This is a genomic window from Varibaculum cambriense (genome assembly GCF_022133705.1).
Classification (GTDB): Bacteria; Actinomycetota; Actinomycetes; order Actinomycetales; family Actinomycetaceae; genus Varibaculum; species Varibaculum cambriense_A.
The window spans coordinates 20,145-41,985 of sequence record NZ_JAKNHJ010000021.1; the positions used below are offsets into that span (position 1 = coordinate 20,145).

22 protein-coding genes and 1 riboswitch are annotated in these 21,841 nt (G+C 50.7%); of the genes, 5 read left to right on the forward strand and 17 right to left on the reverse strand.

Annotated elements, in window-relative coordinates:
• Window positions 1–38: 38 nt before the first annotated feature.
• The 3 genes from L0M99_RS09130 (at window position 39) to ppgK (ending at window position 2,698) form a co-directional block, all read left to right on the forward strand.
• Window positions 39–863: a substrate-binding domain-containing protein gene (locus L0M99_RS09130; RefSeq protein WP_238128404.1), complete on the forward strand. Its 825-nt coding sequence runs from the start codon at window positions 39–41 to the stop codon at window positions 861–863.
• 170 nt (window positions 864–1,033) lie between these two features.
• Window positions 1,034–1,945, forward strand: a complete 912-nt coding sequence (gene map / locus L0M99_RS09135) for a type I methionyl aminopeptidase (RefSeq protein WP_024058149.1) — start codon at window positions 1,034–1,036, stop codon at window positions 1,943–1,945.
• Window positions 1,946–1,948: 3 nt separating this feature from the next.
• Complete coding sequence (gene ppgK, locus L0M99_RS09140; RefSeq protein WP_024058148.1) at window positions 1,949–2,698, forward strand: polyphosphate--glucose phosphotransferase; 750 nt, start codon at window positions 1,949–1,951, stop codon at window positions 2,696–2,698.
• 78 nt (window positions 2,699–2,776) lie between these two features.
• Here the strand turns inward: ppgK and L0M99_RS09145 are convergent, their stop codons facing one another.
• Window positions 2,777–3,652, reverse strand: a complete 876-nt coding sequence (locus L0M99_RS09145; RefSeq protein ID WP_024058147.1) for a hypothetical protein — start codon at window positions 3,650–3,652, stop codon at window positions 2,777–2,779.
• Window positions 3,653–3,823: 171 nt separating this feature from the next.
• Here L0M99_RS09145 and L0M99_RS09150 point away from each other — a divergent pair, with 171 nt between their 5' ends.
• Window positions 3,824–5,224, forward strand: a complete 1,401-nt coding sequence (locus L0M99_RS09150) for a class II fumarate hydratase (RefSeq protein ID WP_024058146.1) — start codon at window positions 3,824–3,826, stop codon at window positions 5,222–5,224.
• Window positions 5,225–5,277: 53 nt separating this feature from the next.
• Here L0M99_RS09150 and L0M99_RS09155 read toward each other — a convergent pair whose 3' ends face one another.
• The 4 genes from L0M99_RS09155 to glyA all read right to left on the reverse strand — a co-directional run bounded on the left by L0M99_RS09155 (window position 5,278) and on the right by glyA (window position 9,545).
• Window positions 5,278–6,126, reverse strand: a complete 849-nt coding sequence (locus L0M99_RS09155) for an exodeoxyribonuclease III (protein ID WP_238128405.1) — start codon at window positions 6,124–6,126, stop codon at window positions 5,278–5,280.
• A gap of 26 nt (window positions 6,127–6,152) precedes the next feature.
• Entirely contained in the window at window positions 6,153–7,262 is a 1,110-nt protein-coding gene (locus L0M99_RS09160; RefSeq protein WP_024058144.1) for a BMP family lipoprotein, read from the reverse strand.
• A gap of 14 nt (window positions 7,263–7,276) precedes the next feature.
• Window positions 7,277–8,179 (reverse strand): bifunctional methylenetetrahydrofolate dehydrogenase/methenyltetrahydrofolate cyclohydrolase, encoded by a 903-nt coding sequence (locus L0M99_RS09165; RefSeq protein ID WP_024058143.1) that lies wholly within the window; start codon window positions 8,177–8,179, stop codon window positions 7,277–7,279.
• Between the two features lie 73 nt (window positions 8,180–8,252).
• Window positions 8,253–9,545 (reverse strand): serine hydroxymethyltransferase, encoded by a 1,293-nt coding sequence (glyA, locus tag L0M99_RS09170; RefSeq protein ID WP_024058142.1) that lies wholly within the window; start codon window positions 9,543–9,545, stop codon window positions 8,253–8,255.
• Window positions 9,546–9,570: 25 nt separating this feature from the next.
• A riboswitch (ZMP/ZTP riboswitch) is annotated at window positions 9,571–9,648 on the reverse strand.
• A gap of 158 nt (window positions 9,649–9,806) precedes the next feature.
• Between glyA and L0M99_RS09175 the strand changes: the two genes are divergently transcribed.
• Window positions 9,807–11,279 (forward strand): amino acid permease, encoded by a 1,473-nt coding sequence (locus tag L0M99_RS09175; RefSeq protein WP_024058141.1) that lies wholly within the window; start codon window positions 9,807–9,809, stop codon window positions 11,277–11,279.
• Between the two features lie 294 nt (window positions 11,280–11,573).
• Here L0M99_RS09175 and L0M99_RS09180 read toward each other — a convergent pair whose 3' ends face one another.
• From L0M99_RS09180 to brnA, 12 genes are all read right to left on the reverse strand, one after another.
• Complete coding sequence (locus tag L0M99_RS09180) at window positions 11,574–12,773, reverse strand: glutamate--cysteine ligase (RefSeq protein ID WP_024058140.1); 1,200 nt, start codon at window positions 12,771–12,773, stop codon at window positions 11,574–11,576.
• Window positions 12,774–12,783: 10 nt separating this feature from the next.
• The gene (locus L0M99_RS09185) at window positions 12,784–13,539 is read right to left on the reverse strand and encodes a glutamine amidotransferase-related protein (protein WP_024058139.1); all 756 of its coding nucleotides are present in this window, start codon (window positions 13,537–13,539) and stop codon (window positions 12,784–12,786) included.
• 32 nt (window positions 13,540–13,571) lie between these two features.
• Complete coding sequence (locus L0M99_RS09190; RefSeq protein WP_238128406.1) at window positions 13,572–14,666, reverse strand: pseudouridine synthase; 1,095 nt, start codon at window positions 14,664–14,666, stop codon at window positions 13,572–13,574.
• Window positions 14,667–14,759: 93 nt separating this feature from the next.
• Window positions 14,760–15,704, reverse strand: a complete 945-nt coding sequence (locus L0M99_RS09195) for a carbohydrate kinase family protein (RefSeq protein WP_024058137.1) — start codon at window positions 15,702–15,704, stop codon at window positions 14,760–14,762.
• The gene (locus L0M99_RS09200; RefSeq protein ID WP_024058136.1) at window positions 15,694–16,197 is read right to left on the reverse strand and encodes an ureidoglycolate lyase; all 504 of its coding nucleotides are present in this window, start codon (window positions 16,195–16,197) and stop codon (window positions 15,694–15,696) included. The genes L0M99_RS09195 and L0M99_RS09200 overlap by 11 nt, the downstream gene beginning before the upstream one ends.
• On the reverse strand, window positions 16,190–16,957 hold the full coding sequence (locus L0M99_RS09205) for a BtpA/SgcQ family protein (RefSeq protein ID WP_024058135.1): 768 nt from the start codon (window positions 16,955–16,957) through the stop codon (window positions 16,190–16,192). The genes L0M99_RS09200 and L0M99_RS09205 overlap by 8 nt, the downstream gene beginning before the upstream one ends.
• 34 nt (window positions 16,958–16,991) lie before the next feature.
• A complete protein-coding gene (locus L0M99_RS09210; RefSeq protein ID WP_024058134.1) occupies window positions 16,992–17,795 on the reverse strand; it encodes an energy-coupling factor ABC transporter ATP-binding protein in 804 nt (267 codons plus the stop codon).
• Complete coding sequence (locus L0M99_RS09215) at window positions 17,779–18,633, reverse strand: energy-coupling factor ABC transporter ATP-binding protein (RefSeq protein WP_024058133.1); 855 nt, start codon at window positions 18,631–18,633, stop codon at window positions 17,779–17,781. Before L0M99_RS09215 ends, L0M99_RS09210 begins: the two co-directional genes overlap by 17 nt.
• A complete protein-coding gene (locus tag L0M99_RS09220) occupies window positions 18,627–19,433 on the reverse strand; it encodes an energy-coupling factor transporter transmembrane component T (protein WP_024058132.1) in 807 nt (268 codons plus the stop codon). Before L0M99_RS09220 ends, L0M99_RS09215 begins: the two co-directional genes overlap by 7 nt.
• A gap of 9 nt (window positions 19,434–19,442) precedes the next feature.
• Entirely contained in the window at window positions 19,443–20,060 is a 618-nt protein-coding gene (locus tag L0M99_RS09225) for a histidine kinase (protein ID WP_238128408.1), read from the reverse strand.
• A complete protein-coding gene (locus L0M99_RS09230) occupies window positions 20,057–20,794 on the reverse strand; it encodes a GntR family transcriptional regulator (RefSeq protein ID WP_238128409.1) in 738 nt (245 codons plus the stop codon). Before L0M99_RS09230 ends, L0M99_RS09225 begins: the two co-directional genes overlap by 4 nt.
• Window positions 20,795–21,256: 462 nt before the next feature.
• The gene (gene brnA, locus L0M99_RS09235; protein WP_024058129.1) at window positions 21,257–21,520 is read right to left on the reverse strand and encodes a type II toxin-antitoxin system BrnA family antitoxin; all 264 of its coding nucleotides are present in this window, start codon (window positions 21,518–21,520) and stop codon (window positions 21,257–21,259) included.
• Window positions 21,521–21,841 lie beyond the last annotated feature (321 nt).

Here is a 21,841-nt window from a genome sequence, read left to right on the forward strand (position 1 = left end):
ATGTAGAATGGAATCACACTTGTAATTGAGGAGGCATTTTGGCGACCCTGGCTGGAAAAACGAAAGTTGATCTCGTTGTGCCCTGCGTTGATATCGGCGCCATTAACTCTGCTTTGCTGCGCGACATGACGGTGCTGCTAGCCCAGGCCGGGGTTAGTGTAGTTTGCACCGTTCACCTCGAAGATCATCCGGAAAATCTGATTTCCACGATTAAGGAAACCGACGCGGCAGTTTTACCGCTCCTGCCTTTAGATCAGAACACTCTAAAGCAGCTAGAACAGTGTGGGGCTACGGTTCTTGACTCCTTAACGCAGGGCAAGGATCGGCAAAATCCAACCAGTTTAATGACCTTCCAAATGGTGAAAATCCAGGTAGATGCCCTGGCATCCCGTAATCGGCGTAACTTGGCTTTCGTGCATTGGCGCGGAAAACATCCGGAAGAGGGCGCAACCGTTTACTACTTCTTTGCACAAATGGCTTGCCAGGCGGCGGGACTTTCTGCCCCCACCCAACTGGTGCTTCCCCAAGATCCCGAGAACATTCCTTCCTATCTGTTGGGGGCGCTGCAAAAACATCCGAGCTTAGATGGGTTTTGCGCTATTGATGATATGGCCGCCATGGCGGTTGTTCATGGCCTGCGTGAATGCGGAAAGATGGTTCCCCAGGACGCTTCGGTAGTTGGGGGATTCGATTCGCCCTCGGGGCAGGTTTCCCGTCCTCCCCTAGCGTCGGTGGTGGTAGACACCCCGGCTTTGGCCTATCAAGAGTTAATACATATCGCACAGCGCGAGGGCGGCGATCTAGATTTAGGCAAAGCCCCCAGCGGTCAGATTTTGCAATACGTGGCTCGCGAGTCTGTCTAGGGTTTTCACTGCTGTTATTTTTGTTTGCTACGGATGCAGTTTCACTAGCTTGGTCTGCATTTTCTGCGCGTCCTCTGCTATGCCTGCCTGCGCCCTCACCCCAGCTACCCCAACCACGGAATCCGATATTCGAAATCTGGAACATTTACCTGAACGCGTAGAATAGCGGTATGAATGAATATCCAGGACTTAGCCTTAAAGAACTTGCCGAACGTGCCCCGCTGGGGCATCAAGAAGCCGGACAGATTAGCCCCGAGCTTGAGGTACCTAAAAATATTGAACGCCCAGAATACCTTTTCCATGACGGCCCCGAAAAGGTAACTGCTTCCGATACCAAATCCGCCGAAACGGTCGAAAAGATTCGCGCGGCCGGACAGATCGCTGCCGATGCCCTCGCCGCGGTAGGTAAAGCGATTGGACCCGGTATAACTACCGATGAACTCGATAAAATCGGTCACGAGTATATTGTTTCTCAGGGAGCCTACCCTTCTTGCCTAAACTATATGGGTTTCCCGAAATCCCTGTGCACCTCGGTAAATGAAGTTATTTGTCACGGGATCCCGGATGATAAACCGCTGCAGGAAGGCGATATTGTCAACGTGGATATCACCGCCTACAAGGACGGGGTACACGGAGATACCTGCGCCATGTTTAGCGTGGGTCAGGTAGATAAAGAATCTGAGCTGCTGGTAGAGCGCACTTATAACGCCATGATGCGCGGGATTAAAGCGGTGAAACCGGGACGCGAAATCAACATTATTGGGCGGGTAATCAGCGCCTACGCGAAGCGTTTCCGTTACGGAGTGGTACGCGATTTTACTGGGCACGGCGTGGGAGAGGCCTTCCATTCCGGTCTGATTGTCCCTCATTATGATTGCGCACCCTCCTATGACACCGTAATGGAGCCGGGAATGGTGTTCACTATCGAACCGATGCTCACTTTAGGTACAATCGAGTGGGAACAATGGAACAATGGCTGGACAGTAGTAACTAAGGATCGTTCCCGAACTGCCCAGTTTGAACACACCGTTGTGGTAACTGAATACGGCGCAGAAATACTGACTCTGCCTAGTAAGGAGTAACAAATGGCTATCGCATTTGGCATCGATATCGGCGGATCTGGAGTTAAAGGAGCGCCGGTCGATTTAGAGACCGGCGAGCTAACCCAGGAGCGTTTCCGGATAGAAACCCCCTACCCGGCAACCCCGCAAGCGGTATCAAAAACCTCGGCGGATGTCCTAGCTCATTTCGACCTTCCCGAGGACGTGCCGGTGGGGGTTTGTTTCCCGGCTCCCCTTCCGGGAGGGCTGGTTCCTTTCATCGCTAACCTGGATCAAGAATGGGTAGGTTGTGACGCAGCGGAAGTGTTCTCTAATGCGTTCGGGCGCCCAGTTACAGTTCTAAACGATGCTGATTCTGCCGGGGTGGCAGAGCAAGCATACGGCGTTTTCAAAGATCAACCTGGGGTTACTATTTTTACTACCTTAGGAACCGGGATTGGAACTGCCCTGTTTATTGACGGGGTGCTGGTGCCTAATACTGAACTCGGTCACATAGAAATTAATGGTCATGACGCAGAAACTCGAGCAGCTGCTTCGGTGCGTAAACGTGATGATTTGGGTTGGAAGAAATGGGCGAAGCGCCTGACCCGGTACTACCAGGAACTCGAGAAACTATTTAGTCCGGATTTGTTTGTAGTAGGTGGGGGCGTTTCTCGTAAACACGAGAAGTTCTTGCCGCTATTGGATATTAAAACTCCGATTGTTCCGGCGGAACTGCGTAACACCGCCGGGATTGTAGGGGCAGCGGTTAGCGCCAGTAAAGCCGCTAAGTAAAACCGTCGTACCTTAGGGCGCGCCGGCCTTACCAATTATTTTTAACTACTTGGGTAAGGCGGGCGCGTCCTCTCGCTTTTATTGGGAGTTGCTCTCACTGGGGTCGGGCCGCTCGCTAGGCTGCTCGCTAGGCTGCTGACTTCCGGTGGGTTGTTCGGCTGGTGGGGTTGGATTTTCCGCAGTAGGCCGGGTGGTGCCAGTAGTCTTCGTAGGCGTTGGCTCTCGGCTGGTAGTTTGAGTTTGTGAAGGCTCGCTGGAGGTTGGCTCTGGCGTCTGGGGCTGGCTACGGGTAGTTTCCGGAGTTGAAGAACTGGTAGTAGCCCTTTGGGAAGTGGTGGTTTCTTGCTCTGCCGGTGGTAAGACTTGTCGAGAGGAAATCATTAGCGCCACTACGACTACCGCTCCCGTTAACAGCGCCACAATTGCAGTCACGATTCCCACTACTTTCAACAGGCGGCGTTTATCGGCGCGTTCTTCCTCGTATTCTTGCTCTTCACGTAGTTTTTCTGCGTCGACTTGCGGATCGTAGGCGGGAGGAACCCCTTGCGGATAAGAATCTACCTGCGGGGTGGCAGCAGCGGGATCAATCGGAGGCAGCTGGGTAGTAGCTGCTCCCGAATCCGGATAGGAATTCCCGGATCCGTCAAGTACCCGGGTACCTGCCGCATGGGAAGGAACATAGCCGCTGCTGGTTGCGGCGGGAGCATTAGCTTTAGGAATCGCTTCCGTTTGAGCATTGGCGGCTAAGGCAGCGGCATCAGGAACTGCCGAGGGCGCGCCTGCCGGCGGATTCGGTACCGAGATTTTTCTTTGCGCGCCGCTGTCAACATCAGGCTGAGCTACCTGCCGAGTGATCCGTCGATTAGTCTGACGTCCCCGAGGAACGTAGGCGTTTGCCATCGCTCCCCCCGGTAGGTACTCGGTAGGTTTATCGTCTGAGGCATCTTTGCTCATGGTGCTCCCACTTTCTGTCGTTACTTCCAGTCTAAGGGGCTACCACCTCTAAAATCACACCTGCAGCAAATTTCAAGACTTTTCCCCGGATTTTTAGGACGTTCTTCGCACCTAACCCAGGTAGGCTAGTAGCTAAGTAATCGTTTATCACTAACATCAAAGGAGCTACACGTGAGCGAAGAATATCGGATTGAACATGACACCATGGGGGAAGTTCGGGTACCTAAGGACGCCCTCTACGCAGCCCAAACTCAAAGGGCGGTAGAAAATTTCCCGATTTCAGGTCGCACTCTTTCCAGCCACCATATTGCAGCCCTCGGTCAAATCAAACGAGCCGCAGCAATTGCTAACGCCGAACTAGAGGTAATCGATACCGAAACCCGTGACGCCATTGTTAAAGGCGCCGAAGAGGTTATCGCTGGCAAACATGACGACCAGTTCCCGATCGATATTTTCCAAACCGGATCCGGCACCTCCTCGAATATGAACACCAACGAGGTCGTCGCTACCCTGGCAACCGGATTTAAGGGCAGCAAAGTTCACCCCAATGACCATGTGAACGCTTCCCAGTCTTCTAATGACGTGTTCCCCTCCTCCATTCATATCGCCGCTTACGAGGCCGTAGAGCACGCCCTACTTCCGAAACTGGATCAGCTGGCTAACAGCCTAGAAAAGAAAGCTGACGAGTTTGCAAACATCGTCAAGGCGGGGCGCACCCACCTAATGGATGCCACCCCGATTATGCTGGGGCAAGAGTTCTCCGGTTATGCCGCGCAGGTACGCAAAGGCATTGACCGGGTAAAGGACGCGGAAAAGAACCTGGCAGAGCTACCCTTGGGCGGAACTGCCGTCGGTACCGGGATTAACACTCCCGAAGGTTTCTCCGAGCGAGTGATTGCCCTGATCGCCGAGAATATGGATCTACCGTTCCGTCAGGCAGATAACCATTTCGAAGCCCAAGCCGCGCAAGACTCCCTAGTAGAAATGTCGGGGGCGCTGCGGGTAGTAGCAGTTTCCTTCGTGAAGATCGCCAACGATCTGCGCTGGGCATCTTCTGGGCCTCGTTGCGGACTCGGCGAAATCACCCTGCCAGATTTGCAGCCTGGCTCTTCGATTATGCCTGGCAAGATCAACCCGGTATTGCCGGAGGCCACCGTGCAGGTAGCTGCCCAGGTAATCGGTAACGATCAGACGATCGCTTTCGCGGGTGCCCAAGGCAACTTCGACCTGCTGGTGATGCTGCCGGTAATGGCAGTCGACCTGCTAGAGTCGATTAACTGCCTGGGAGCAGTCGCCGGTCTGCTGGCCGAGCGTTGCGTGGATGGCATCGTGGCTAATCCGGAGCGCTGCCTAGAATTGGCAGAATCCTCGGCTTCGATTGTTACTCCGCTGAACCGCTACATCGGCTATGAAAATGCCGCTAAGATCGCTAAACACGCGGTGAAAGAGAAGATGACGGTCAAGGAATCGGCTCTGGATCTGGGATTTGTTGAGCGCGGGGAAATCAGTGAGGAAGATTTAGATAAAGCTCTAAATGTTGCCGATATGACTCACCCGAAAGCCAGCAAGTAATTAACTACTAACTAGGTCGCGCTTGCCAGTTGTTATCACTGGCAAGCGCGATTTTATATTTCGTAAGTAACTACCACCGGGGCATGGTCGGAAAACCGCTGGTCATAGGCCGCGGCGCGATCTACTTGCTGGCTGCGCGCCGCCTCCGCCAGTCGCGGGGTGGCTAAGTGATAGTCGATACGCCACCCGGCATCATTATCGAAGGCTTTTCCCCGCCACGACCACCAGGAATACGGCCCTTGCACCTCACCGGCTAGGGTACGCACCACATCTACCCACCCCTGCTCGCGCCAACGATCCAAGAAAGCGATTTCTTCGTCTAAGACTCCGGCGCGTTTATTGTGGTTCGGTTTCCAGTTTTTTATATCTCTCTCCGTATGTACCACGTTAAAATCCCCGGCCACCAGCACTAAGGGTTCGGTATTATCCGAGGACGCGTCCGCACACATCAGCTGCTCTAGCCGGTGCCCGATTCGCTCTAGATGTCCCATTTTATGGTCTTGTTTTTCAGATCCCACTTCCCCGGAATGAAAATAGGCAGAGATTACTCGCAACCGCGCATCCTCACCACCCCCGGTTTCATTTTCTTTTACCAATAAGGCTTCTAACCAGCGACCGCCATCTTGGGGAACCTCGACCGGTACCGTGTCGGCTTTAGAATCTTCTAAGTGCCAGGGCGAGGATTTACGCACCGCGACCGCTACTCCCGCGCGCCCTTTGAGCTGCGAGGCATTTACTGCCACCTGCCATTCATCCCCAAAAAGTTCCTGCGTGATTTCTTCGCTAGCCCGTACTTCTTGCGCCAACACTACATCGGGATTTGCCTGCTCCAGCCAGGTATCCATTCCTTTTCGGAACGCTGCCCGGATCCCGTTTACATTAACTGTGGCTATCTTGAGCATATTTCTCCCTTACCTGGTGCCCGCTACTATCTTTGGTGAGCTGCAAGTTTGGTGATATCAATTTTTTTGCTGTCGATTTGGCTGCGAATCCCTGCCAATTCGGCGGTAAGACTATCAGAAAACCTAGGAGCATATTCACCCCAACCAGCGAGTTTAACTCCGGAGTTCTTGAGAGTTCCCCGGTAATCGTTCCCGGCAATCGAACCGGTTTGCAATTGCTTAAGCAACTTTTTTACGCACCCGGAAGGATCAACCACTGTCGAAGTGAGCACGTTGCTCTGTAACTTTGGGGAGGCGGCGGCCAAATCCTGCCCGTTCCAGATGACGGTGGCCTCTTTCGCCGCGAGTCCCTCTACCACTCCAGATTCACCCGGGGGTGCCATTACAAAAATAATGTCCACCTTTTTATCCGCTAGTTTGAGTAGCTGGTCGCGCAGCTGCACACTTGTCACCTGAACTGGCTCTCTAGAGTTTTGATCCCAAGCGGCAAGTTTTACTCCCGAACCTTTAAACTGGTTATAGTACTCCACCCCCAGACGAAAGCTATTTGCCCAGGAAGATGGGGTATAGATACCGGGAGAACCGCCTGCTTCTTTAGCGGTTTTATCTGCCTCAAGGTCACTTACGGCTCCCACTAATCCACTTTTCGTGACGCCGGCAGCGGCATATCCAGCAAGGAAAGCTGGTTCCCGCAAATCAAAATCGATCCCACTGGCATTAGTTAACGCTTCCGTTTTCCCGACCGCTCCCATGACCGCAAAATTCATATCTGCGTTATCTCTAGCGATCTGCAACAGAGCCCACGCAAATCCGGGTTCTAAAGAAAGCACATTTTTGCATTTCTTTTCCTGGAGTTTTCCCGCGATTTCTTCCGCGGTTTTCACACTGAGATTAACGACCTTGGCTATCTGCTTATTCTCCGGCTTTGCCAGTGCCTCCTCCATTTCTTTCCCTAACGCCACGGCTCTTATATCTTGCGAATTCTGTTTTTCTACCACACAAAACGCTTTATTTACCTGAGTGTTTACCGGTGACGAGGTACTAGGAGTGGCCTGAGGCTTGGCAGTACAAGCACCCAGAGTTAGCACCAAAGTTGCCGCCCAGGTTATGGCAGTCGAAACTTTCCAGATCCGCATAGGGAATTCTCCACCTAGTTGGCGTGCCGCATCGCGGTTTCTACCACGTTGAGCAGCAGATTAGCGCGGGTCATCGGACCGATTCCTCCCGGGTTCGGCGAGAGCCAGCCCGCTACCTGGTCGACGCCTTCTGCCACGTCGCCCTCTAGCCGGGCTTTCCCGGTTTTAGGATTGATGGCGCCGCGGGAAACCCCCACATCCAGTACTGCTGCGCCCTCTTTAACCATTTCGGGTTTAATAATTCCCGCGGATCCCGCGCAGGCAACAATCACATCTGCTGCGCGCGTATGGGCAGCTAAATCCCGGGTTCCGGTATGGCAACAGGTGACGGTGGCATTAATATCTTTGCGAGTAAGCATTAGCGGCAGGGAACGTCCCACCGTGGTTCCCCGTCCCACTACGCACACTTGCGCGCCCTCTAGTGGCACTTGGTATTGCTGCAGCAAATCGATACAGGCTCTGGGGGTGCAAGGCAGCGGGGAGGTTACCGGCTCTTTAACCCGCAGCACCAGCCGTCCCAGGTTCATGGGGTGTAGTCCGTCCGCATCTTTATCGGGATCGATCGCCTCTAGCACCTGGTTAACGTCAACTTGGCGTGGCAGCGGCAGCTGCACAATATAGCCGGTACAAGCCGGATTCTCGTTGAGTTTTTCAATTTCGGCTAAAACCTGGGCAGTGGAAACCGTCTCGGGCAGTTCTACCCGAATCGACTCGATTCCTACCTCGGCACAGTCACGATGTTTACCGGCCACATAGGAAACCGAACCCGGGTCACTTCCCACCAAAATAGTACCGAGCCCCGGCTTAATTCCCTGGTCATGCAGGCGTTCCACCTGCTGACGCATTTCTTCTTTCAACTGCCGAGCCCGCGCCGCCCCATCCAGCAGCACCGCGTCCCCGCTCCAACCTTTACGCATTTATTCTCCTTAGTTTGCGGAGCGGGCAGACCCTACCAGTCTGCCCGCTCCCCCATCGACTATTGATTGCGCTTTACGCTATCTGATTGAGCCCCACATACAACGGGAAACGTTTAATCAAAGCATTTACGCGCTCGCGATAGCTGGACTTATCGACATTGCCTCGGCAAGCATCCACCAGCACTCCGGCGATAATCTCTGCTACCTCGGTGAACTCTTTCTTCCCGAAACCGCGAGTAGCGAGCGCCGGGGTGCCAATCCGCAGCCCGGATCCTACCCGCGGAGGACGCGGATCGAAAGGCACCGTATTGCGGTTAATAGTAATTCCGGCTTCATGCAGCAAATCTTCGCCCTGTTGCCCATCTAGCTGGGAGTTACGCAGATCGACCATCACCAGGTGCACATCGGTTCCTCCAGTCAGTAAGGAAATCCCGCAATCGGCCACATCTGCTTGAGTTAACCGCTTGGCCAGAATCTTCGCTCCCTCTAAAGTGCGTTTTTGCCGGTCTTTGAAATCGTCACTGCCCGCAATCTTCATGGCGACTGCTTTCGCCGCAACTACATGCATCAACGGGCCGCCCTGCTGGCCGGGGAAAACCGCGGAATTAATTTTCTTTCCGAGTTCCTTATCGCGCGACAGAATCATCCCGGAGCGCGGCCCGCCCAAAGTCTTATGGACGGTGGTAGAAACCACATCGGAATACGGCACTGGGTTCGGGTGTAATCCCGCAGCTACCAGCCCCGCAAAGTGCGCCATATCTGTCCACAGGTAGGCTCCGACCTCGTCCGCGATCTCCCGGAAAGCTTTGAAGTCTTCCTGGCGGGGGTATGCCGACCAGCCCGCGATAATAACTTTGGGACGATACTTCAAGGCCGCATCGCGCACCTGATCCATATCCACCCAGTTGCTCTCTTTATCCACCTGGTAGGCGGTGGCGTTATAGAGCTGACCGGAGAAATTGATTTTCATACCGTGGGTAAGGTGCCCGCCGTGATCTAACGCCAGCCCCATAATGGTGTCCCCTGGCTTAGCCAGTGCCGATAGCACTGCTGCGTTGGCTTGCGCACCCGAATGGGGCTGCACATTAGCGAACTCGGCGGAAAATACTTCCTTAGCGCGATCCCGGGCCAAGTTCTCGGCTACATCGACCGCCTCGCAGCCACCGTAGTAACGTCGGCTTGGGTAGCCTTCCGCATATTTATTGGTGAGGACGGATCCTTGCGCCTGCAGCACGGCGCGTGGCACGAAGTTTTCGGAAGCGATCATTTCCAAAGTGCCGCGTTGCCGCTCTAGCTCTTGGTTTAGCACCGCTGCAATCTCGGGATCTACTTGTGAAATGGATTGAATAAGAAGCTTGTCTCCCATTGAGTTTTCCTTATTTTCGTAGTGCCAAATCAGCCCAGGCGAGCGACTGATTGACCACTTGTTCCCCGGTGGTATCCCACCTACGCCAGTCACGGTTACGCCCTAAGTCTACCGTGACCGAGGGGACTTTTACCTAAATATTTCCTGATATAAATATCTGATTCCACATGCTGACTACCTAAAATGTCTGTCACTGCCCTAACTTATACTCCCTATGTGCTCTGATATCGAGCATCAAAGGTAAAACTTAGGAGAAATCTAATGAGCGAAACTCAAAAACCGATTAGCGGTACCCCGCATCGTGATAAATCCGATGAGGGCTACCGCAAAGGGTTAAAGTCTCGCCACATGCGCATGATTGCGCTGGGCGGGGCCATCGGGTCCGGCCTGTTTTATGGCGCATCTGGACGTATCGCTGACGGGGGACCGTCAGTTGCTATTGTTTACGCAATCTGTGGGGGGATAGCTTATTTAATGCTTCGCGCCCTCGGAGAACTTAGCCTGTATCGCCCCTCTTCTGGAGGATTTATTTCTCATGCTCGCGAGTTTATGGGCGAGCGCGGCGCCTATTTCACCGGATGGTTTGCCTTTATTACTTATTCTTCTGCTTTGATGGCGGATATCACCGCAATCGCTAACTATATGCATTATTGGAAGCCCTTCCAGATTGTCCCGTTGTGGGCGTGGGCTTTTATCGCCTTGGCCTTAATGGTGATTGTCAATCTGGCCAGCGTAAAGTTTTTCGGCGAATTCGAGTTTTGGTTCGCGATGATTAAAGTCGCTGCGATCGTAATCTTCATGATTTTGGCGGTAATAGCGATTGTTTTCGGGATTTCCTTAACGGTCAATGGCAATAGCTACACTCCCGGCGTGCACGCAATCACCGAGCATGGAGGACTATTCCCTAAGGGTGCATTCACTATGGTGACCCTTTCTTTAGGGATTTTGTTCGCCTACGGGGGCTCTGAATATTTGGGGGCTGCCGCTGGTGAGGCCGAGGATCCCCAAAAGGAAATGCCAAGGGCAGTTAACTCGATGATGTGGCGTATTTTGTTGTTCTACGTAGGGTGTATTGTCCTGTTTACTTTGCTGTTGCCCTATAACGTATATAACCGTAACGAGTCGCCGTTTGTGACTTTCTTTAGCGGTCTGGGGATTCCCGCTGCTGGTCACATCATGAACCTGGTGGTATTGCTGGCTGCCGCTAGCGCTATTAACGCGGAACTTTACACTTGTGGAAGGGGTCTGCGTTCCCTCGCGGTGTCCGGGTCTGCTCCTCGTTTCTTGTCCGGTATGAACCGGAACGCGGTTCCCTATGCGGCTATTATCGCTGCTGGCACTATCGGTTTAGTAGGCGTGATGGTGAATCTGTTCTACCCCAATGAAGCTTTTGACGTGATTGCCAATATGGCGGGGATTGGGATCTGTGCCATGTGGGGATCGATCATGATTTCAAATATTTTGTTTGTGCGTCACTGCCGTAAGAATGGTATTGAACGCCCCAAGTTCCATGTGCCTCTCGCTCCCTACTCTAACTACCTGGTATTAGCAGTTTTGGGAGCAATGATTGTGCTTATGTGGTTCGAGGGCGGACTGGGACCAACCGCGATTATCGCTTTCGCGTGCGTAACCGTAGCCCTGGCTCTGGCTTGGCTCATAGTGCGTAACCACGTTGACCATGACATGTTTACTGCTGACGCACCCGCCGAGACCGGAGCAAGCGATAACCAGTAACACTTAAGCGTGGGGGAGAGTTTTTCCTCCCGCCCAAGAAATCGGGGAGAGACCTAGTCTCTCCCCGATTTCTTATGTCCAGCGCGCCCGCTAGATCACAGTCCTTCCCTCGCTAAGTGCGCCCTTATCACGCTGAGGAATCCTAGAGCTACGCGCGGAGGAGAGTTTTTCCTCCTGCCCAAAAATTTGGAAAACGTAGCGACGTTTTCCAAATTTTGCGCCCACCTAGCCTGCTCGGATAAAACTCTCCCCCGCGCTGTCCGTGAGCGTTACTGCTATTGGTGTCTGGCACTATTAGCGGGCGCGGGCTTTCCAGCCTTTGACCCCGCTCTTATGCAGGGATTTGTCGACAAAACACCCTGGGTCTAAGGGTTCGCCGGCCTCCATTTCGGCTATTAGGAAGGCTACTACTGCCTCGTAAGAATTGGTGCGGTCAAAAATGGTGCGTTGCCGCTGATAGCCGACACCGATTTTCACCATTTCCAGGATTGACCAGAGTTCTTCTGCGCAATCTAAATCTTCGGCGGCAGGCGTCAGTTCCTCTAACCACGCGGGTAGGGAATCTGTTAACAGTTCTTCTTCCCCGTGTGCGTCCTCGATCAAGATGGCATCCATCCCGTAGCGGGCTGCACGCCAACGGTTTTCGCGCACGAACCAATCCGGCATAACCGGTAGTTCTTTACCGGCGTCTAGCTGACGGGAAGCCGTTTCTACCAGGGATTGGGTGAGTGCGGCTGCGGCGGCGACCTCTTTAATAGTGGAGGAGGCATCGGCTACCCGCGCTTCAATGGTGCCAAACTTGGGCGAGGGGCGAATATCCCAACGCACCTCATCGAAAGAATCAATCACCCCAGTTTTGAGCATCCCCGCTGTGAAATCTTCCAGTTGCTCCCAGGTTTCAAACTGATAGGGCTTGCCGGCGGTGGGTAGCTGCTGGAATACCATTGCCCGATTGTCGCAATATCCAGTGTCGACTCCCGCCCAATAGGGCGAGGACGCAAATAGCGCCTGCATATGACCAAGTTTGCTGGTCAAATAGTTTTGGATCGGCAAGACTTTGTCGCGGTCTTCTACCCCCACATGCACGTGGGTGCCAAAAAGTAGCATCTGGCGTCCCCAATACTGGGTGCGATTGACCAGTTCTTCATAACGTTTAGAATCGGTGACCTGTTGATAACTGGGGTTAGCGAAGGGGTGGGATCCGGCAGATGCTAGCTCTACTCGCAGCGCCGAAGTAACCGGACGCACCAGATTGATACCCTCTTTCAGATCCATGATGCAGTCACGAACGCTGTGGCGAGGACGGGATATTACTTCTACCGTATTCAGCAGCATTTCCCGATGTACCAGGGGGTTTTGGGGGTGGAGCCGCTCCACTTCCTCCATCACCGCGCTAGCGCATTGCCGCAGGTCGAAAGAGTCTTTATCAATTAGTTGTAGTTCCCATTCGATCCCAATGGTGGATCGTTCAGAACGAGAAAACTTTATGCTCATCGCCTGCCTCCTAACGGCGGTAATGCTCGGTAAAGGCTGATAGCAACCGGTGCGAGCTAGTTACATCTTGACTCATGCAGCGGGCAATGACTGCTTCGCGTTCGGCGGCCGCATAGTAGGCGTCCCCATATTGGTCGATGCGGATCTGCATTCCCGCAGTAGTGATTTCGGGGTGAAATTGGGTGCCGTACAGATTATTTTGTAATCGAAGTAGCTGGTAGTGGCAGTGTTTCCCGCTGCCCAGCAAAGTTGCTCCCTCCGGAAGTTCCGCCAGGGAATCCCCATGCCCGGTGTAACCGCGGATTACCGGATCTAGCTGCCCGGTCACCGGGTCTTGTTGCCCCTTCGCGGTTAAAGTAACTTCCACCGCCTGCAGGTCTTCGCCGGTGCGGTCGGTTAACGTGGCGCCAGCCGCCTGTCCCAACATTTGCAGCCCGTAGCACAGCCCCAAGGTGGGAAAATCCTGGTCTAGTAGGTAATGCATGAGTGGCATTAGCTGGTTATATAGCTGCCTTTGTAGGGGATTATCGGAGCCAGTTGGTGGCTGCGCCCGAAAGGGAGAACCGGAAATAATGACTGCGCTGTACCGGTTCTTAAAGTCAAGGTCGCGCACCAGGTCAAGGTCAGTTTCTTCTGGCAGCAGGTAAGAATGTAGTTCCTGGCCAATCTTTAGTCCGGTGACCTCGGCAATGGTTTGCAGCTCGTCACGCGCTATTTTTCCGGCGGGACGGCATTGGATAAATAAAAACGGCAGCCTTTCTCGCATGGGTTATAGCTTACGGGTTAGCGCGCCATCCGTCATGCCAAACCCTTCGGGCTGTTAGCACTTTCATAGCCTTTTGCCCAGGTGGGAGTGGGGGCAGTGACGGTTACGGTGTTAGCAGGATTTTCCGGATCGGGAAACTGTAGCTCTTGGGCGTGCAGGCACAGCTGGGGCTCAACATTTTCTGGGGTATCTGCAGGCAAAACTTCCGGATAGAGGGGGTCGCCCAACAGGGGATACCCGAAATGCGCCAAGGTGGCGCGCAGCTGATGAGTAAACCCGGTTTCTGGCTCTAACTGCCACAATAATTCTTCTTCTGGCACGTGTCCCTGGCTGTCCGGGTTTACGTTTCCCTCTCCCTCCGGCTTTTCTGCCTTTTCGGGGAGGGGGAATTTTCCGAGGACGAGGCCGCGGGTACGGCTTTGGCAGCGCGCCACCTTTTTCCCGCGCGGGGGCGCTCCTATCGATACTGTGAGCGAGCCGGTTTCCTTAAACATAGGGAGCTGGAAGTCAAAACACTCCCCCACCTGGGGAGTCACCCCTTCTCCCCTATCGCCACCGCCGCGGCTGCGCGCCAAGTAGGTTTTCTTTACTTGCCGGCGGTCAAATAGCTGCTGGTAACGCGCCCGACATTTCGGATCTAGGGTCAGCAATAAACATCCGGTAGTGAGGCGATCTAGGCGATGAGCAGCGGTTATTTCGTCGTTTCTAAATTGGCGGCGAGCCGCTACCACCACCGAGCGGGTAACCCAGGAGCCGCGGGGAATAGTTGCCAGGCTAGCGGGTTTATTAACTACGATTGCCCCCTCGCCCTCCCAAAGCACCTGCAACTTTGGTAAAGCAGCGTCCTCATCGGGAGCTACTCGATGCAAGTAGTAGCGTTGCCCCTCAAAAAGCTCGCTGTCCGGGGATAAAGCGATCCCTAAGGGAGACACCACATCCCCCGCCGCGAACGCGTTCACTACAAAATCCGCAATCTCACTGGTAGACAGTGATAGTTTGCGTTCCAGCTGGGCTTGCAACTGCCGCGATAAAGCTTTCTGACCAGTAGAAACAAACCCCACCGGATCAATTCCGCCCCGCGCAGGCGGACGTGTCCCCGCCCTCCGCTTCCTACGTCTTCCCACCACACCCCGCCTATCTCCGAGATTTTTCCGTCAGCCCCCCTACTGTATATCGCACCTGTACGCATGTTCTTTTCTGTTATAGGTATGCATACTCAGTCAGCACAATCGGGCACCCTTGACTCCGACAACCCGCGCACCGCAGTCTAACGCCTGGGAAATGCACTGTTCGAAAGAATACTTTTTCGCTAAACCAGCTACTAATCCTGCGATAAAAGCATCGCCTGCTCCCGTAGGATCCACAACCGTAGCTGGAGTTACTTTCCACAGGCGCCACCCACCTCGGTAAGTCCATACCCCCTTTTCTGCCCCGGTGACAATTAACGTAATATCTGAATCAGCAAAAAAAGATGAAACATCTAGTGGTTGGTTCGGCAGTCGCGCAGATAGCTGTTCCCAGTTCATACCGAATAAACGCTCAACCCCGAACTCGTTCATGATTATCACGTTGGCGGCTTGTTCTAGAGGATTACCCGGATTGAACTCTGCACCTGTATCTATATCAAGTACCAGTTGCCCTCCAGAAGACTTCAGTTTTCGAATTACTCTGAGAAAATCATCCTTATTACTTATCCTTCGTAGCTTCTCAGGTGTTGAACACACAACTTTCGACCTCGAAATACTTTCAAGGCTTTCCTGATCCAGTAACAACTTTTCCGTTGAACGATCTGGATACACTGCGACGTTACTACCTTCAGTTAAAAATACGTAGCATAGCGGCTCAGGAGCATCAGGAACCATGTCGATAAGATTTGCGCTAACGCCGTGTGCGCTTAAATCAGCTACAAGTTGCTCGCTGATTTCTCCAGCTTTTAACCTGCCAACCATGCAAGTCTTCAGTCCCAGCCAGGAAGTGTCGACCGCCATGTTAGCTACGGTTCCCCCGGGAAGGTTTTCTTGATTCAACAAGCACGCTTTGTCTCCAAGTTTTGGCCAATGGTCAAGGGTTACATATACGTCAAGAACAGGCTCCCCAATGAAACAGATATCAACTTGGTTCTCTAAATCAGGTTCAGGCGCCCCCTTTAACTCGCTAAAAGACATTATGGTTACTTTCCGTCTCTGCGTGAGTCTCTAAGCCGCCTCCTGCTAACGGTACCCACTCCGATGGGAAGCGTGGATCAGAGGTAGCGATCCAGTAGTACTGGGTTGCTTTCCTTATCCCAAAACATGGAGAATGCCAGGTGCCCTTATCCATAACTAGAGAAGTACCACAGGGAATTTCCAATAACACACATTCAGCAGCCACCGGGATCTCAAATTCCTTTGCGCATACACCCAGCACTATTGGGTGGTCCGTCGGACACAGAGTTTCCTGAGTGTGATCGTGCCGCTCCATTTTTTCAATCTGTTTAGGTAAGACATCAACCTGTGTCATAGCTAGATTTACTGCAGTATCGGAAATTTTTTTCGCACTCTTGTAGTCATTCCAACCATCACCATTGGTTACTACGACAGACTCGCTTTCCTCCTTAAAGCTTAGTGCCGTACCCCATGCAGAAATATCATCGCGTCCCACGACCAGTCTCTTAGTCATTGATATTCTCCTTTCCCGTCAAAGACCTCACTAGTGACACCAATCGCCTTACCCTGTCTATTTCTAAATCTCCTTTAGCTATTCCGCCATGCTTAAGAGAAGATCCAATAATCGCACCATCAGCTATTGACAGCTGTTGAGCGCAGTTATTCTCGTTGACTCCAGCACCTACTATCAGAGGGAAATCTCCTATAAGTTCTCGAAACTGCTTTATCTTTTTTAGGTCAGTCTCCACGCCGGTATCTACCCCTGTAACGATGATCCCATCACCGCGACTTTTAGCTAGTTGTAAATCAACTTCGAGAGAATTTCCGCTTAGCACCGGTTGGTTCTTCAATCGCACTCCACCTAAAATAACCGTGGATGTGTTCTCTTGACACCAGCGGATGCGCTTTTCAAAAGCTGGCTCGTCTTCTGGCGAAAGTTGTCCCGAAAGCGAGTCTAGTTGAATAAAAGGCAGCTGGTGCTCAACAGCTAAATCGAAACTTTTATCGTTATCCCAAATAACATCCACACCAACAAACAAATCTGGAAATTTGCCCTTTAATCGTGGAAGGCAATATCGCACGTCTTCAAGAGAGCCAAAATAGTTTTCAACCACCACTCCATCGAAGCCGCCGGTAGAATATATTTCGCATTCCCTTATTGCTCGGGAGTATATGTCCTCAATTCCGTCACCTTTAAGATGGATCATACCCAGCAGTAGTTTCTCGCCGTTTCCCGGCCAACCTTTAAGTAGATTATTACTGTCTTTCATCATTTTATAAACACTTTCTCCAAAACATAACTATTCATTACTTTAAAAATTCTTTATACCAATGTTTAATCTGGTTCATTTTCAATAAGCCTTTGGGTGCGCCTGCAGATCGAGCAAGCGCTACCGCCGGAGGAACATTTAACTTAGCTTCCGCCAATACTTGGTCATCTAAGAAGGCCTCTGAAACCGAGCTATCACAGATAATCGTTCCTTGACTCATCACTACTATTCGGGAAAAATTCTCAATTACAAAACGCATATCATGGGAAACTGCAATAACGCTTTTCCCTGAGTCTGAAGCCCATTCCATAATTGCTGTCAGATCTTCCCGGCCAACCTCATCCAACCCTGCAGTAGGTTCGTCTAGGATCACATAGTTGGGATTCATAGCTAGAACAGCAGCGATTGCAACAAACTTACGTTGTGCAAGCGGCAAGTCCAACGGATTAGTCTCAGTTTGATTCAACAATCCGCAGACTGATAGAGCTTCCTCTACTCTTCTATTTCTCTCTGTCTCACTAAGTCCGATACGTTTCAGCGCATATTCACATTCTTCTTTAACAGTTTTTGAAAATATCTGATCATCAGGATTCTGAAACACGTATCCCACTTGCCGCGCTATTTCATCGGTTCGAAACTCCGCTGTATCTTTACCTTCTAAGAGAATAGATCCCGCCGTAGGCCTTAGCAGTCCATTAAGTAACTTTGATAAAGTGCTTTTCCCAGCTCCGTTTTGCCCTATCAGTGCTACGCGTTCTTGTTGCCCCAACGTTAACGACACCCCTCTAAGAGCAGTCGTTCCACCTGGATACTCAAATTCGACTTCATCGCAAGTTATCATTTTTTCCCTTTAAAATTGTATTAACAGTGGTTTTAGCCTCAGCAAACGTTATCCATCGAGGATCCAAATTTAACCAGTTTGACAGGGTAAAAAGCTCAGGAAATCCGCAGCGAATTTCATCATTTTGAGCTTGTGTAAGGATATCTCTAGCATTACCCACCGCATAGACTTTCCCGTTATCGAGTACCACTAGTTCATCTGCGATTTCCACCAATTGATCAATTTTATTTTCGCTTACTAAAACAGTTTTCCCTTCCTGCTTCATTTTTGTAATAGCTGCGAAAATCATTTCCGTAGTCGCGGGATCAAGTTGTGAAGTTGGTTCATCAATCACAATAATTGGCGTATCCATCGCCATAACTGACGCTACTGACACCCTCTGTCGCTGCCCACCAGACAACTCCAATGGATCGCGAAATGCTAAATCTTTCAGATCCATTTCGTCAATTACACGTGCGGTTCTGCTGATTATACGATCCCGTTGCCAACCTAAATTCTCAAGCCCAAAAGCAATTTCTTCAACTACAGTTTGACAGGTTCCAGTTAGTTGCGTGTAAGGATTTTCGAATACCAAGGCAACATTTTCAACAAGTTCTCGTTGTGAGAACTCCGCAATATTCTTTCCAAATATCTCTATCGTCCCTTTAAGCTCGCCTCCGAGAACCCCTGGAATCAGACCTTTGAGAGTGTTACATAGAGTCGTTTTCCCTGACCCATTAGCTCCAATCAACCCATAGACTTTCCCAGACTCTAAACTGAGATTTACGTTTTCCAGGGCCCAGCTCTTTGCCAGAGGATGTTTAACCCCTAAATTTAAAGTCTTTATTGCTGCTACCAAAGAAATCGCCCTCCGATTCCTATAAATATTGAAAGAAAAGCCGCGACGAAAATAACACCATAACCCAGCCATGAGAGAGTTTGCTGAGGGATTAACCGCGTACCTTTTATTTCGGTGATACTGGCTCCTCTAACTTCCATCGCGACAGCTCTTTCTTCAACACTAGAAAGCGACGACAAGACCAGAGGGGCAACAGTCGGGAGAACTGCTTTCAGTTTAACGATACGATTTCCCTCTACTTGAATCCCTCGGGAACGTTGAGCATCACGAACTGCTTTACCTCTATCAGCCAGTTCAGGAATCAACCTTGCTGAATTCATAACTACGTAACATACCTGCCGCCTCGCACCCAACTGTTCTAAAGCGTTAGACAGGTCTTGTAGAGACAGAGTTGAAGTCAGCAGAACCAGAGGAGCACATACAGCTAGCAGCATTGCTATATACCAGTTAGCTGATATCAACCCTTCCGTAGTAACCGACAGAGGCCCGACAGTGAAAACTATGTGACTTCCATATTCGAAAAAAGCTCTTACCCCCAGAGTAAATATCGATACCGTTAATCCAATTTTCCAGAAACGCGACCAGAAGACCTTAAACACTTGGAGAACAACCGCTACAAGTAAGTTAACGATTGTGAAGGCATAGAAGATCGTGGCATTTCCACAAGCAAGAACTCCAAGCATCAGGATCAGTGGGACAGTAAATCTCACTAAGGGATTGATTCTCTGATAACGTCGATCTTGTCTCGGGTGAAACACAAACCTATTAATATCTTTTTCGATTTCTTCAGATTGTCCCATCACTAAAACCTATTTCAAATCGCCTTTTAATTGCTTTTTTTCGCGGGTAAGAAGATAGGCTTCCCCCCGAGGGAATTTTGCAAGAGTACGCTGCGGCAGAGCAATCAAAATATAAAAAACGATCAAAGCAGTTAATATTTTATCGGTAATATCACCAGACACTCCTGCCGCCATAGCAGCAGACCAGTTCGGAGCTCCTAGCTGCCGTAGCACCCCGGCGATAATCCCAGTTCCAGTAGAGGAAAGACCACCATAAACCATAATTGTAATTAAGGATCCAGTGATTCCGGTCGCTAAACCATTAATGATTCCTGACAGCAACGACCGCAGGAAAGAAGAGTAGCCATTTTTACGGGTCAATAGCGCTGCCACACCTGCCGTTACAATAAACAACGGAATATAGAAAATATTAGATGGATTAGTTATCAAGGAGGCAGCTCCTGTTAGTAGCCCCACAACAGTTGCCGGCCAAAAACCAGCGATTACCGCAGTAAGTACCACTCCAATTGAGTCCAACCAAATAGGAAGCTTCAGGGCAAACACAATCTGCGAAACCACAATATTTAATGCGATTGCAACCGGTATTAAATAGACCGTCATTTTATTCATACTTTTTGTGGACATCATTTAACTCCTTTTTCTAATGGTTTGGTGTATCCGTTAATATGGTCAATTTGCATACTGGCCTGCACACGAGATGAATAAGTTATCTCACTTTCTTCAATGCAGGCGTAGTGTTCGTCATAAGTAGTTCCACTTGCATGTAATAAGCAACGGGTACTTGGCAATTCTTTTAGGATTCTTTTTGTTTCTCTATCTACTGTTCTTGATTTAAGAGAAACAACGGACCTGGTGGGATTTCTATTATATTTTTCGCGCAGAATTTCATAAATAGATTCGTCATTAAAATTATAAGTATCAATGGCTGGAAATAAATCGAGAGGAAGAAATGAAATATCCAAACTGATAGGTATCACGCCGCTAGGAGTCTCCATCGCTCGTAATCTCTTCAACCGCAACATTCGCCGATTCTCACGCACTATGACAGCCTGCTCTAGCACCTTAGCGAGCGCGCGTTCATCAGTACCTTTTAAACGATCAGTCAAAGATCCAAAATTCCATAAGAGAGTTTTGCTCTCTGGCGAGGACACAAAAGTTCCTTTACCTTTTTTGGATTCAAGGATACCTTCTGCAATTAGCCCTTTTATAGACCTTCGTACGGTTCCCCGCGCAACATTATAGATTTCACAAAGATCATTTTCTGAAGGTAGTTTCTCACCTACAAGATAGTCTCCATCATGAATCTGTCTACGTATTATCTCAGCAATCTGCTCATAAACTGGTGGTGAACTATTAAGCATTTTTGCCCCTTTACAAAAACCGTGTTGTAAAGAAAATACTTCCAGCCAATATACAAGTCAACACTTTTGCTGTACAGCCTTTATGTACAGCATTTGAGTTCACTTCCTACCTGTATATATGTACATATAATTGAGTTTCAGCTTTTGTATACCACTCACTTGCCCTTAGACAGTCGCAACCGCAGATAATTCTTATTAAGATGCGCAATTTAGATTTAGAGACAATAATAGATGGCAAAAATTAGCAGCTCACCCTGAATTACAAGTCGAGATAAATCCAACCATGACATTGCACAGTTCCGTTACATGTGCGGACATTGATCCTGAACCATTAGATTACGCGGTATGTAAAACTGCTCCGCAGTTTTACATACCGCTGCGTCAAAAATGCCCACAAGCGCAAGCGCTCGGCGTAGCTTCCACGCTATAGCGCCCAGCTACGAGTAAAACCTAATATGGAGATCAACTCAGTGCTTGGTTAGTAAGCTTTTCTGCCAGGTAAGTGTTTATTACTGCATTCCTAGAAATAGCCAGGTCGGCTGCCTGCTTATCCAGTCGCTGAATCATCCACTCCGGCATTGTGAGAGTTACCCGCTTCTGCTCGATTGAACGCAGCGGGGTATTTACCTGTGGGTTTTCTAGATCAAAACATTCGAGGACGTCCTCACCGTCGTCAAACTTTTTATCAATCGCCTCGGCGGTTAAGGTATCAAATGTTTTGCTCATAAATCTCTACTTCCTTCTGCCTGGCGCGACGTACCGAAATTATCCGCGTGCGCCAATCCTCCTTGCATCCGAGACACCCCAAAATCCTAAAAATCCCGCGACATATGCGGACATATGTCGCGGGACATCACATTGCGGTATGTAAAACCGCTACGCGGCTTTACATACCGCTGCGTCAAAAATGCCCACAAGCGCAAGCGCTTGGGGAATTTTTTCCTTGCGGTAGCGGTGGTGTGTGGTTTCAGGAGATGTGTCCGTTTTTCTTGGGGGTTGGGGTTTTAAGATCTTTCAGGACTTGTGTCCGCTTGTAATAGGGAAAAA

What these genes read in the sequence shown, in the direction of transcription:
- map (WP_024058149.1), top strand. Translation starts at nt 1,034, where the DNA reads ATGAATGAATATCCAGGACTTAGCCTTAAAGAACTTGCCGAACGTGCC.
- ppgK (WP_024058148.1), top strand. Translation starts at nt 1,949, where the DNA reads ATGGCTATCGCATTTGGCATCGATATCGGCGGATCTGGAGTTAAAGGA.
- L0M99_RS09145 (WP_024058147.1), bottom strand. Translation starts at nt 3,652, where the DNA reads ATGAGCAAAGATGCCTCAGACGATAAACCTACCGAGTACCTACCGGGG.
- L0M99_RS09155 (WP_238128405.1), bottom strand. Translation starts at nt 6,126, where the DNA reads ATGCTCAAGATAGCCACAGTTAATGTAAACGGGATCCGGGCAGCGTTC.
- L0M99_RS09160 (WP_024058144.1), bottom strand. Translation starts at nt 7,262, where the DNA reads ATGCGGATCTGGAAAGTTTCGACTGCCATAACCTGGGCGGCAACTTTG.
- L0M99_RS09165 (WP_024058143.1), bottom strand. Translation starts at nt 8,179, where the DNA reads ATGCGTAAAGGTTGGAGCGGGGACGCGGTGCTGCTGGATGGGGCGGCG.
- glyA (WP_024058142.1), bottom strand. Translation starts at nt 9,545, where the DNA reads ATGGGAGACAAGCTTCTTATTCAATCCATTTCACAAGTAGATCCCGAG.
- L0M99_RS09175 (WP_024058141.1), top strand. Translation starts at nt 9,807, where the DNA reads ATGAGCGAAACTCAAAAACCGATTAGCGGTACCCCGCATCGTGATAAA.
- L0M99_RS09180 (WP_024058140.1), bottom strand. Translation starts at nt 12,773, where the DNA reads ATGAGCATAAAGTTTTCTCGTTCTGAACGATCCACCATTGGGATCGAA.
- L0M99_RS09185 (WP_024058139.1), bottom strand. Translation starts at nt 13,539, where the DNA reads ATGCGAGAAAGGCTGCCGTTTTTATTTATCCAATGCCGTCCCGCCGGA.
- L0M99_RS09195 (WP_024058137.1), bottom strand. Translation starts at nt 15,704, where the DNA reads ATGTCTTTTAGCGAGTTAAAGGGGGCGCCTGAACCTGATTTAGAGAAC.
- L0M99_RS09200 (WP_024058136.1), bottom strand. Translation starts at nt 16,197, where the DNA reads ATGACTAAGAGACTGGTCGTGGGACGCGATGATATTTCTGCATGGGGT.
- L0M99_RS09205 (WP_024058135.1), bottom strand. Translation starts at nt 16,957, where the DNA reads ATGATGAAAGACAGTAATAATCTACTTAAAGGTTGGCCGGGAAACGGC.
- L0M99_RS09210 (WP_024058134.1), bottom strand. Translation starts at nt 17,795, where the DNA reads ATGATAACTTGCGATGAAGTCGAATTTGAGTATCCAGGTGGAACGACT.
- L0M99_RS09220 (WP_024058132.1), bottom strand. Translation starts at nt 19,433, where the DNA reads ATGGGACAATCTGAAGAAATCGAAAAAGATATTAATAGGTTTGTGTTT.
- L0M99_RS09225 (WP_238128408.1), bottom strand. Translation starts at nt 20,060, where the DNA reads ATGATGTCCACAAAAAGTATGAATAAAATGACGGTCTATTTAATACCG.
- L0M99_RS09230 (WP_238128409.1), bottom strand. Translation starts at nt 20,794, where the DNA reads ATGCTTAATAGTTCACCACCAGTTTATGAGCAGATTGCTGAGATAATA.
- brnA (WP_024058129.1), bottom strand. Translation starts at nt 21,520, where the DNA reads ATGAGCAAAACATTTGATACCTTAACCGCCGAGGCGATTGATAAAAAG.